Below are 11,664 nucleotides of genomic sequence, written 5' to 3'. Positions count from 1 at the left end.
GCCGCGGCTGGTCCCATGTCTGCACCGATCTTCATCGTTGGAGGCATCATGACCCCGCCCAGGTTGTCCCGCCGCAGAATTCTGCTGAGTATCCCGGCCGTGGCGCTGGCCGCGCAGGTAGGGCTCTCGGCCGCTCCCGCTCAGGCGCTGAAGAAGAAGCCTGAGTGCCTGGCCGATCTGATCGCGGCCGACCCGATGGTGCTCCGCTGATGGCGAGCATCACCTGGCTCGCGGACGTGCTGCGGGCGGCCGGCGTACAGGTCGTCGAGGAGGGCAACTGGAAGGCTCGGGGAGTCTCCGGGTCGTTCAACCCGATCGGCGTGCTCTGGCACCACACCGCGGCTCGATCCAGTGCCAGCAACCCGGCGCCGGCATTGAACATCTGCATCAACGGGCGCTCCGACCTGCAAGGGCCGCTGTGCCACGCGCTGGTCGACTACAACGGCGTGTTCCACATCATCTCCGCCAACCGCGCGAACCACGCGGGCGCGGCCAGGGCCAGCGGTCCGATCCCGGCCGGAGACGGCAACACCATGCTGGTCGGCTGGGAGATCGACTACGACGGCGTCAACCAGCACATGACCCCTGCTCAGTACGACGCCTCGGTGACGGCGACTGTCGCCGTACTGCGGCAACTCGGGCGGGACGCCAGCTACGTCCGCGGGCACCGGGAGACGAGTACGACGGGCAAGATCGACCCGTCGTTCATCGACCTGGACGCGTTGCGCGCGGAGATCGCCCAGCGGCTTGCCGGTGGTGGCGGCGCGGGTGGCCAGGCGTACCGGTATCTCGACCAGCAGCACGTGACGGCGGTCGGTACCGGCGGCACGTTGGTGAACCTGATGTGGTCGCCGGGGACGGACAAGGTCGTGCAGGACTGGGGTTCGAGTAACCTCGCCGGGAAGCCGATCGGCTATGTCCACAACGGCCAGCAGCATGTGTTTGCCCGCGGCAAGGACAACACCATGCGGCACTGGTGGCAGGCCGGCACCGGCGCGCCGGTGCTCGACACCTGGGGCACCGAGGGGCGCGTGCTGTCGAACCCGACCGGGTTCGCCTACAAGAACCAGCAGCACCTGTTCTACCGCAACCCCGACGGGAATCTGGAGCACAAGTTCTGGGACCAGGGCACCGATCAGATCACGACCGGCGTGTGGGCCGGTGGACCGTTCGTCGGGAACCCTCATGCCTTTGTGCACAAGGACGAACAGCACATCTTCGGTCGTGGACCGAACGGGGAGCTCAAGCACTGGTACTGGGTTCCCGGTGGCAATCCGGGTTTTGACAACTGGGGCGTCACTGCGGGTGTGACCTCGGACGTGACTGGGTTCAGTACCGGCGTACAGGCGCATGTGTTCTTCCGGAACGCTGAGGGGCAGCTGCAGCACCGCTTCCTCGACGGTACCTCGGTGCTCGGCGACATCTGGACCGGTGGACCGTTCGTCGGCAACCCACATGCGTTCGCGCACAAGAATCAGCAGCATGTCCTTGCCCGCAAGGAGAACGGCGACCTCGTCCACTTCTACTGGTCCCCCACCATCGACCCGCCCGAGGCCGACAACTGGGGCGCCCTCGGCGTGGTCACCGACGACCCGATCGGCCTGTCCACCGCCGACGCCCACCACGCGTTCTACCGGATCGCCGACGGTTCCCTCGAACACCGCTTCTTCGTCGACGCCGAAGCCCGCCAAGCCACCGACAACTGGGGCGGCTCCCTCGCCGCTAGCTCGTAGCCACGCGACCGGATATCCGTTCCCGTTGTGTGTTCTAAGGCGGCTACGGGGTGATGCGGGTGGGGTGGGTGTAGGCGTTGAGGGAGTTGTTGCGGATGAATCCGGCGAGGGTGAGGCCGGATTCGTGCGCCAGGTCGACCGCTAGGGAGCTGGGGGCGGAGACGGCGCCCAGGACGGGGATGCCGGCCATGACGGCTTTCTGGGCGAGCTCGAAGGAGGCTCGGCCGGAGACGATCAGGATCAGGCCGCGCGCCGGGATCCTGTTGTTGAGTACGGCCCAGCCGACGACTTTGTCGACGGCGTTGTGGCGGCCGACGTCCTCGCGTACGACGAGCAGTTCGCCGGTCGGGGTGAAGAGGCCGGCGGCGTGGAGGCCGCCGGTGCGGTCGAAGACCTGCTGCCTCGTGCGGAGTACGTCGGGGAGCTTCGCCAGTACGTCGTACCGGATCTGGACGTCGTCGTCGGCCGGGGAATGCCTTGTTTTCAAGCGAACTGCATCGAGGGATGCCTTGCCGCAGACCCCGCAGGACGACGTCGTGTAGAAGTTGCGCTCGACCCCGGTGACGGGAGCCGGTACGCCGGGGGCCAGGCCGACATCGAGCACGTTGTACGTGTTGCGGCCTTCGTCGTCGCGCGAATCGCAGTACCGGGCATCTCGGATGTCCTCGACGCTGCCGATCACGCCCTCGGTGTGCAAGAAGCCGTGTGCGAGCTCGACATCGTGGCCGGGCGTGCGCATCGTGACGGCAAGCGCTTTGCCGTCGACGCGCAGTTCGAGCGGTTCCTCGACGGCGAGTGAGTCCGGGCGGCTGCGTTCGCCGTTCGGCCCGAACCGAACCACCGGCCGTCGCGCGATCAGCCGCCCCACGGCCGCACCCCCGGATCCAGCGGCAACAACCGCGCCGCAATCGCCTCAGCCGGCCCCGGATCCACCACCGCCAACGCATCCGCCCCAGCGGCACCCCGCAACATTGCCGATCCTCCATGCCCCACCGGTACGGCGCCCTGCGGCGTCACGCGCACCGGCACCAGCCGCGTGCTGTGCGGATGGCACGCCACCCCACCCGGAATCGACGCGATCGGCAGCGCGGGCAACGGCAGCCCCCTAAGCCCAAGGATCGCAGCCACCCCCACCGTCAAGAACGCACTCAACGCCGCCAACGGGTTGCCCGGCAACCCCACCACCACGCGGCCATCTCCCAACCGAGCCACCGCCTGCGGATGGCCTGGCCGGCACTCCACTCCATCCACCACGAGCTCGGCGCCAACCTCCCGCAACACGGCCCGCAGATGATCAGCCGGCCCAGCCGCCGAGGAACCCGACACCAAGATCAGGTCAGCTGAGTTGGAGGCGGGGTGGGGAGGTGTGGAGTGCTGGTCCCGGGGTGCGGGTGGGGAGTGCTCGTCTCGAGGGGTGGGGGGCTGGTGTTGGGGTGTGCTGAGGGCTTCTAGGAGGGCTGTTCGGGTGTCGGGGAGGTGGAGGATGGGGCCGGGGGTTGCGCCGGCTTGGGTGATGGGGGTGGGGAGCATGGGGCCGATGGCGTCTCGGACTCGGCCGGGGGTGGAGGGGCCTTGGTGGACCAACTCGTCGCCGGTGATGAGGGCGGCCACTACTGGTTGCGGGATGACGGTGAGGCGATTGAGGCCTAGGGAGGCGGCGAGGCCTAGGACGGGAGCGTTTACGACGATGCCGGCTGGAAGGACTGTCTCGCCTGCTTGGCATTCTTCGCCTGCTCGACGGATGTGCCGGCCAGGCTCGGCCGGTCCGCGGACCCACGAGCCATCCAACTCGATGTCTTCGTCTCGTACGACGCTTGTCGCGCCGGCGGGCACCGCGGCACCCGTGGTGATGCTGCAGGCGTGACCGTCGGCAAGCTCAACCGCGGCAGCACAGTCGACCGCGATGTGACCGACGACGCGCCACGGCCCAGCCCCGCGGACGGCGTACCCGTCCATGGCTGAGCGGTCCACCGGCGGCACCGCGGTGGGAGCCACCAGCGGGCTGGCGAGCATGCAGCCGACCGCGTCGGCGAGCGCGCGGGAGACGGCGGACCGAGGTCGGCCCACCAGGTGCGCGAGGCGGCGCGCCGTGTCCCAGGTCGCGTGGTCGCGTCGAGGGAGGTCGTTCGGCTGGCTCATGGTTTCAATTGCCGGGCGGCCAGCGCCGCCGCGGGGTCCAGATCCTCAGCGCCGGCCTCGACGTGATCGATCAACGCTCGCTTCATCCGCGGATCCCACGTCACCCTCAAATGATTGGCAATGGCAACAGCCGCGTCAGCGGGAGGCCGATGCGCGAACTGTGCAGCGATCTCGTTCGCCAGTCGCACGTACGGCGGCACGGTGGCGCGGCTCATCGCGCATCACCGGCAGCTACCGGTTCCCGAGCCTCGGCGACCGAAGTAGGCAGCAGATCAACCTGCACCGCGGTCACCTTGTACTCCGGACAGTTCGTCGCCCAGTCCGAGTTGTCGGTCGTGATCACGTTCGCCCCGGTCACCGGATGATGGAACGTCGTGTAGCAAACCCCCACCGGCATCCGGTCGGAAAGCCTCGCCCGCAAGGTGGTCCGGCCGACCCGGCTCGACAACGCGACCGTGTCGCCGTCCTCGATCCCCCGCACCTCGGCGTCATGCGGATGCAGGTCCAGAATGTCCTCCGGGTGCCACGCGACATTCGCCGTACGCCGGGTCTGCGCACCGACGTTGTACTGCGACAAGATCCGCCCGGTCGTCAGAATCAACGGATATTTCCGCGTCGACCGCTCGGACGTCGGCACATAAACGGTCTCCATGAACCGCCCCTTGCCGCGCGTGAACTCCGATTCGTGCATGATCGGCGTACCGTCCGGGTGCTCGACATTGCACGGCCACTGGATCGACCCGACCCGGTCCAGCCGCTCGAACGACACCCCCATGAACGTCGGTGTCGTCAACGCGATCTCGGCCATGATCTCGGCCGCCGAGTTGTAGTGCATCGGGTAGCCCATCGCCTGTGCGATCTCGCAGACGATCTCCCACTCCTGCTTGCCGGTCTGCGGCGCCATCACCGGCCGCACCCGGTTGATCCGCCGCTCGGCGTTCGTGAACGTCCCGTCCTTCTCCAGGAACGATGTCCCGGGCAACAAAACGTGCGCGAACTTCGCCGTCTCGTTGACGAACAGGTCCTGTACGACCAGCAACTCCAACGCACCCAGCGCTGCAAAGACATGTTGTGTGTTCGGATCCGACTGCGCGATGTCCTCACCCTGCACGAACAACGCCTTGAACGATCCGTCGATCGCCGAGTCGAACATGTTCGGGATCCGCAGTCCCGGTTCGTTCAGCAGCGGCGTACCCCAGAGCTTCTCGTACACCTCGCGTACGCCGTCGTCCGACACGTGCCGATAGCCCGGCAACTCGTGCGGGAACGACCCCATGTCGCACGACCCCTGCACGTTGTTCTGCCCACGCAGCGGATTCACGCCGACCCCGCGCCGACCGATGTTGCCGGTCGCCATCGCGAGATTGGCCATGCCCATCACCATCGTGGAGCCCTGGCTGTGCTCGGTGACGCCGAGTCCGTAGTAGATCGCGCCGTTCCCGCCCGTCGCATACAGCCGAGCCGCCGCCCGCACCTCAGACGCCCGTACGCCGGTGATCTCAGCGACCGCCTCCGGACTGTGCACAGGATCCGCGATGAAGGCTTCCCACGCCTCGAAGTCCTCGCAGCGAGCTGCGACGAACTCCCGATCGACCAGCCCCTCCGTCACCACCACGTGCGCCAGCGCATTGATCATCGCGACATTGGTGCCCGGGGCAAGCGCAAGATGATGCGCAGCCTCGATATGCGGCGACCGCACCAGATCGGTCTTCCGCGGATCGATCACGATCAACCGAGCGCCCTGCCGGATCCGCTGCTTCATCCGCGACCCGAAGACCGGGTGCGCGTCCGTCGGGTTCGCTCCGATCACCAGGATCACATCGGCCTCGTCGACCGACTTGAAGTCCTGCGTACCGGCCGATTCGCCGAAGGTCTGCTTCAGCCCGTACCCCGTTGGTGAGTGACAAACGCGAGCACACGTGTCGACGTTGTTGTTCCCGAAGACCGCTCGCACCAGCTTCTGAACGGTGTACACCTCTTCGTTCGTCGTCCGCGACGACGTGATCGCACCGATCGAGCCCTGCCCGTACTGCGTCTGAATCTCCCGCAACCGCCTTGCGGTGAAGGAGATCGCCTCGTCCCATGAGACCTTCCGCCACTCATCAGCGATCGAGTCCCGAACCATCGGCTCCAGCACGCGATCCGGATGACTCGCATACCCGAAGGCGAACCGGCCCTTCACACACGAGTGCCCCTCGTTGGCGCCACCGTTCTTGTACGGCACCATCCGGACCAGCTCGTCACCCCGCAACTCGGCCTTGAACGAGCACCCGACCCCGCAGTACGCGCACGTGGTGATCACCGAACGCGTCGGCATCCCCAGCTCGATCACCGACTTCTCCTGCAGCGTCGCCGTCGGGCACGCCTGCACGCACGCACCACACGACACACAATCGGATTCGAAGAACGACCCACCAGCGCCGGCCGCGACCTTCGAGTCGAACCCGCGGCCCTCGATCGTCAACGCGAAGGTGCCCTGCACCTCGTCACACGCGCGCACACACCGCGAGCAGGCGATGCACTTGGACGCCTCGAAATCGAAGTACGGGTTGGAGGAATCGGTCGGCGCGTCCATGTGATTCGCACCCACATCGACCCCGGATCCATAGCGCACTTCGCGCAGACCAGTGACGCCGGCCATGTCCTGCAGCTCGCAGTCGCCGTTGGCCGAGCAGGTCAGACAGTCCAGCGGGTGATCGGAGATGTAGAGCTCCATCACCCCGCGCCGGAGCTTCCCGAGCTTCTCGTTCTGCGTCCGGACGACCATCCCTGGCGCGACGGGCGTCGTACAGGAGGCCGGCGTACCGCGCACCCCATCGATCTCGACCACACACAGCCGGCACGACCCGAACGCCTCCAGGTTGTCCGTCGCACACAGCTTCGGTACGTCGATCCCCGCGTGCTTGGCCGCCCGCATCACCGACGTACCGGGCGGGACCTGGACGGCAACTCCGTCCACCAGCAGCTCCACGGTCGCCTCGCCCGCGCGGGCCGGCGTACCGAAGTCAGGTTCCTTGAGCAAACTCATGAGCCGAAGTCCTTTCCGAAGTGGCGGACGGCGCTGCGTACCGGCAGCGGCGTGAGCCCACCCATCGCGCAGAGCGAGCCGTCGGTCATCAGGTCGCACAGGTCGTCGAGGACGACGAGGTTCTTCTCACGGTTGTCTCCGGCAACGATCCGGTCGATCGTCTCGACGCCGCGGACCGCGCCGACCCGGCACGGCGTGCACTTGCCGCACGACTCGGCCGCGCAGAACTCGAAGGCGAACCGGGCCATCGCGGCCATGTCCACGGTGTCGTCGAAGACCACGATCCCGCCGTGCCCGACCATCGCCCCGGCGGCCGCGAACGCTTCGTAGTCCATCGGCAGGTCGAACTGCTCGACCGGCAGATACGCACCCAGCGGCCCACCGACCTGTACGGCGCGGATCGGCCGACCGGACGCCGTACCGCCGCCGAACTCGTTGACCAGCTCGCCGAGCGTGATCCCGAAGGCCGTCTCGACAATCCCGCCGCGAGCGATATTCCCACCCAGCTGGAAGACCGAAGTCCCCAGCGATCGACCAGTCCCGTACGCCGCGTAGGCTGCCGCGCCGTCGGCCAGAATCGTCGGAACCGTTGCCAGTGACAACACGTTGTTGACCACGGTCGGCAGACCGAAAAGCCCTTCCAGGGCAGGGATCGGCGGCTTGGCGCGGACCATCCCACGCTTGCCCTCGAGGCTTTCCAGCATCGAGGTCTCCTCACCGCAGATGTACGCACCCGCGCCGACCCGGACGTGCAGATCGAACTCGAACCCGGAGCCGAGGACATCGGCCCCCAGCCACCCCTCGGTCCGGGCGAGCTCGATCGCGGCCCTGAGCGTCGCAATCGCGTCCGGGTATTCGGAGCGCAGGTAGACATACCCTTCCGACGCCCCCACGGCGTACGCCGCGATCGTCATTCCCTCGATCAGCGTGAACGGATCGCCCTCGATCAGCATCCGGTCCGCGAACGTCCCCGAGTCACCTTCGTCCGCGTTGCAACAGACGAACTTGAGATCGGACTCGGCACCAAGCACCGTCCGCCACTTGATGCCGGTCGGGAAGCCGGCACCCCCGCGGCCGCGGAGACCGGACTCGACCACGGTCTCCACGACCTCGGCCGGGGTCATCGCCAAGGCTTGGCGCAGCCCCCGGAGACCGCCGTACGACGTGTAGTCGCCGACGGAGAGCGGATCGGTCACACCAACCCGGGCGAAGGTGAGTCGCTGCTGCTGCCGCATCCACGGCAAGGCCTCGACGGCGCCCAGACAGGCCTCGAGCTCACGCGAGCCGTCGAGCATGCCGCCCGCAACCAGCCCGTCGACGTCCTCCGGAGCGACCGGCCCGTAGCCGATCCGCCCGGCCGCGGTCTCGACCTCGACCAGCGGCTCCAGCCACAACATTCCGCGCGACCCGTTCCGCACGATTTCGATGGGTCGGCCACTGGCCGCGAGCCGCTCCGCGACCTCATCCGCACCAACCGACCGCGCCGCCGAATCCCGCGACACAAACACCCGAACGCGCGTCGCATCCGCCGAGTCGCGGACGGGGGGCGCCTCGGCTCCCGCGTCGCCGCTCATCGCGCGTCTCCGAGCAAGGCGTCGAGCCGCGCCGGCGTCACTCGACCATGCAGCCGCTCACCGACCTGGACCGCCGGCCCGAGCGCACAGTTGCCGAAGCAGAACACCTCGTCGAGCGTGATCCGCCCGTCGTACGTGGTCTCCCCGAACCCGCAGCCGATGGTGCGCTTCGCATGCTCGGCCAACCCGACGGCACCGACCGACCGGCAGGCCTCGGCCTGACAGATCGCCACCACGGTCCGCCCGGCTGGAGCCCGCCGGAAGTCCTTGTAGAAGGTGACCACGCCGTGCACCTCGGCCACCGACAGATTCAGTACGTCGGCGATCACGGGTACGTCGGGCTGGTCGACGTACCCGAGTTCTTCGCAGACGGCGTGCAGGATCGGCATCAGGGCGCCCCGGAGCCCGCGCAGCTCGGTCGCAATCGCCCGCACGCGCTGAGCGCGCCCGGGAGCCGGGACGGAGGCGGCGGCCACTACCTCACTGGTCATGTATACAACATCCCGTGTCCCGGGAGCGGGGTCAAAGCAATGCTGCCTATGACCTGATAGCCATCGGCTATCAGCCGCTAGGACGCGGCGCTGTCCGACTGCTCCTCGGGAGGCGCCCACAGGCAGCTGGCGGTGCCTGCGGCCACATGCTCCTCGTAGATCGACACCTTGTGCGTGATGACCCGCAGCGACTCCTGCAGCTCTTCGATCTGAGCGGCGACGTACTCCTGGTGACCGCGGAGCAGGTCGAGGCGGTCCTGCTCGTTACCGGGGCCTTGGCGAACCAGGTCGGTGTAGCGGCGAATGGTGTCCAGCGGCATCCCCGACGAGCGGAACTTGATGCACATCGCCAGCCAGTCGACGTCGTCCTCGCTGTAGACGCGCCGACCGTTCGACTCCCGGCGTACCGGGTCGGCCAGCAGTCCTTCTCGCTCGTAGAACCGCAGCGCGTGCACGCTCAGCCCGGTCCGCTCCGCCACCTGTCCGATACTCAGCCCCATGATGCCCAGCCTAGACCCGGCTCTAGGTCAATGGCTTGAGAGCGGCGAGCGCCTGCTGGACGTCGTCTCGGGTCGAGTAGATGTGGAACGACGCCCGCAGTTTGCCGTCGCGGACCGCTGCCCGGATCCCGGCGGCGGCGAAGGCCGCATCGGCGCCGGGCAGATTCGTGCTCACGATCGCCGAGTTCGACGGCGGCAACCCGAGGCCGTCGCGGAACTCGTTGGCGAGCTCGAGGTTGTGCCGGTTGATCGTCTCGACGCCGATCTGCTCGACCAGCTCGAGCGCCGGGGCGGCCCCGACGAAGCAGAACCACGCCGGCGACTGGTCGAACTTGCGCGCCCCCTCGGCCAGCGCCATCCGGTTCCCGTAGTACGACGAGTGCACGTCGGCACCGGCGTACCAGCCGGCGGCGGATGGGCGGCAGCGCTCTTGCAACCGTCGCGACATGTAGCCGAGCGTGGCGCCGCGTGGCGACATCAGCCACTTGTAGGTGTGCGCCACGAGCACGTCGACACCTTCGATGCTGAGCGGCAACCAGCCCATGCCCTGGCTGGCGTCGATCACCACCAACGCGTCAATCTCCTTGCTGGCAGCAACTACTGCGGCAAGATCCAGTACGGCGCCAGTCGACGACTGGACCGCGCTGACCGCGACGACGTCGATCCCCGGCCGGATCGCAGCAACCAACTCCGACCCCGGGACCGCGATCACCTCGACCCCACGATCCTCGTGCACCTTCCACGGGAAGACGTTCGAGGTGAACTCGACCTCATCGGTCAGCACCCGAGCGCCGTCCGGCAAGGCGGCAGCGACCGGCGCGAGGGCGGCGGAAACAGTGCTGCCGACGAACACGTCCGTCGAGTCAGCGCCCAGCAGTCGCGCGAACGCCTCCCGGGAACGGGTGGTCGACTCGTCCCACGGCTCCCAGGTGGTCGCGCCGACCCGCCAGTCCGCGAGCGCGGCCTGCAACGCCTCCCACCCCGGTCGCGGCGGCAGTCCGTACGAAGCGGTGTTCAGCCATCCGGGCTTCGGGTCCCACAGCTCTGAATAATCCACTTCCCCACTTTACGGACGACTTGACCTAGACAACGCTCTAGCTCCTAGCCTCCGTTCCATGCGCTATCGAACCCTCGGTGCTACCGGCATCGAAGTCAGCACCCAAGCTCTTGGCACGATGATGTTCGGCGCGGTCGGCAACCCCGACCACGACGACTGCGTCCGGATCGTCCACGCCGCCCTGGACCAGGGCATCAACTTCGTCGACACCGCGGACATGTACTCCGCCGGTGAGTCCGAGGTGATCGTCGGCAAGGCACTGAAGGGCCGCCGCGACGACGTCGTCCTGGCCACCAAGGTGCACTTCCCGCTGGACGACGAGAACACCCGCAACCGGCGCGGCAACTCGCGCCGCTGGATCGTCCAGGAGGTCGAGAACAGCCTGCGAAGGCTCGACACCGACTGGATCGACCTCTACCAGATCCACCGCCCGGACCACACGACCGAGATCGAGGAGACGCTCTGGGCGCTCACCGACCTGGTCAGCCAGGGCAAGATCCGCGCCTTCGGTACGTCGACCTTCCCGGCCGAGGAGATCGTCGAGGCGTACCACGTCTCCGAGCGGCGTGGGTACGGCAAGTTCCGCACCGAGCAGCCGCCGTACTCGATGCTGAGCCGGGGCATCGAGCGCTCGGTCCTGCCGACCGCTCGCCGCCTCAACATGGGTGTGCTGACCTGGAGCCCGCTGGCCTGGGGCTTCCTGACCGGCAAGCTCCGCAAGGACCAGCCGATCGACCTCACCACCGGTCGTGCCGCCCTCGCGCCGCACCGCTTCGACCCGTCCCTGCCGGTCAACGCCGCCAAGTACGACGCGGTCGAGCAGCTGATCGAAGTTGCCTCGGACAACGGCCTGTCCCTGCCCGAGCTCGCTCTCGCCTTCGTCACCACCCACCCGGCGGTCACCGCGGTCATCAACGGTCCGCGCACCATGGAGCAGCTCGACGGCCTCCTCAAGGCCGCCGACCTCACCCTCGACGACAGCACCCTCGACCGCATCGACGAGATCGTCCCGCCCGGTACCGACATCTACGACTCCAACGGCGCCTGGCAGTCCCCCGCCCTCACCCCCACCGCCCTCCGCCGCCCCCTCACCGACCGCTAGCCGCCCCGCCGCCCGCCGCGCGGGGCATTTGAACGGATAT

At 67.8% G+C, this 11,664-nt stretch carries 11 protein-coding genes; 3 read left to right on the top strand and 8 right to left on the bottom strand.

The genetic code is table 11. From position 1 onward, the window contains the following. The first annotated feature begins 15 nt into the window (after positions 1–15). Together ABZS29_RS29095 and ABZS29_RS29090 are read left to right on the top strand one after the other, a co-directional pair. The gene (locus tag ABZS29_RS29095) at positions 16–210 is read left to right on the top strand and encodes a hypothetical protein (protein WP_355466526.1); all 195 of its coding nucleotides are present in this window, start codon (positions 16–18) and stop codon (positions 208–210) included. Beyond that, the gene (locus ABZS29_RS29090; RefSeq protein ID WP_355466524.1) at positions 210–1,733 is read left to right on the top strand and encodes an N-acetylmuramoyl-L-alanine amidase; all 1,524 of its coding nucleotides are present in this window, start codon (positions 210–212) and stop codon (positions 1,731–1,733) included. The genes ABZS29_RS29095 and ABZS29_RS29090 overlap by 1 nt, the downstream gene beginning before the upstream one ends. 43 nt (positions 1,734–1,776) lie before the next feature. Here ABZS29_RS29090 and fdhD read toward each other — a convergent pair whose 3' ends face one another. The 8 genes from fdhD to ABZS29_RS29050 all read right to left on the bottom strand — a co-directional run bounded on the left by fdhD (position 1,777) and on the right by ABZS29_RS29050 (position 10,522). Beyond that, positions 1,777–2,601 carry a formate dehydrogenase accessory sulfurtransferase FdhD gene (gene fdhD, locus ABZS29_RS29085; protein ID WP_355466522.1) on the bottom strand — a complete coding sequence of 275 codons (825 nt, stop codon included), beginning with the start codon at positions 2,599–2,601 and terminating at the stop codon, positions 1,777–1,779. Continuing rightward, positions 2,589–3,872: a molybdopterin molybdotransferase MoeA gene (locus ABZS29_RS29080; RefSeq protein WP_355466520.1), complete on the bottom strand. Its 1,284-nt coding sequence runs from the start codon at positions 3,870–3,872 to the stop codon at positions 2,589–2,591. Before ABZS29_RS29080 ends, fdhD begins: the two co-directional genes overlap by 13 nt. Beyond that, entirely contained in the window at positions 3,869–4,087 is a 219-nt protein-coding gene (locus ABZS29_RS29075; protein ID WP_355466518.1) for a formate dehydrogenase subunit delta, read from the bottom strand. The genes ABZS29_RS29080 and ABZS29_RS29075 overlap by 4 nt, the downstream gene beginning before the upstream one ends. Beyond that, positions 4,084–6,900, bottom strand: a complete 2,817-nt coding sequence (gene fdhF, locus ABZS29_RS29070) for a formate dehydrogenase subunit alpha (protein WP_355466516.1) — start codon at positions 6,898–6,900, stop codon at positions 4,084–4,086. The genes ABZS29_RS29075 and fdhF overlap by 4 nt, the downstream gene beginning before the upstream one ends. After that, positions 6,897–8,474, bottom strand: a complete 1,578-nt coding sequence (locus ABZS29_RS29065; protein WP_355466515.1) for an NADH-ubiquinone oxidoreductase-F iron-sulfur binding region domain-containing protein — start codon at positions 8,472–8,474, stop codon at positions 6,897–6,899. The genes fdhF and ABZS29_RS29065 overlap by 4 nt, the downstream gene beginning before the upstream one ends. After that, complete coding sequence (locus tag ABZS29_RS29060) at positions 8,471–8,965, bottom strand: NAD(P)H-dependent oxidoreductase subunit E (RefSeq protein ID WP_355466513.1); 495 nt, start codon at positions 8,963–8,965, stop codon at positions 8,471–8,473. The genes ABZS29_RS29065 and ABZS29_RS29060 overlap by 4 nt, the downstream gene beginning before the upstream one ends. Positions 8,966–9,042: 77 nt before the next feature. Further along, a complete protein-coding gene (locus tag ABZS29_RS29055) occupies positions 9,043–9,465 on the bottom strand; it encodes a MerR family transcriptional regulator (protein ID WP_355466511.1) in 423 nt (140 codons plus the stop codon). Positions 9,466–9,487: 22 nt separating this feature from the next. Next, complete coding sequence (locus ABZS29_RS29050) at positions 9,488–10,522, bottom strand: aminotransferase class V-fold PLP-dependent enzyme (protein WP_355466509.1); 1,035 nt, start codon at positions 10,520–10,522, stop codon at positions 9,488–9,490. 58 nt (positions 10,523–10,580) lie between these two features. On the opposite strand from ABZS29_RS29050, the gene ABZS29_RS29045 reads away from it, so the two are divergent. Beyond that, positions 10,581–11,624 (top strand): aldo/keto reductase, encoded by a 1,044-nt coding sequence (locus ABZS29_RS29045; protein ID WP_355466507.1) that lies wholly within the window; start codon positions 10,581–10,583, stop codon positions 11,622–11,624. Positions 11,625–11,664: the final 40 nt, after the last annotated feature.

Source organism: Kribbella sp. NPDC005582 (genome assembly GCF_040605415.1).
Lineage (GTDB): Bacteria > Actinomycetota > Actinomycetes > Propionibacteriales > Kribbellaceae > Kribbella.
This window is presented reverse-complemented; position numbering and strand designations above follow the sequence as displayed.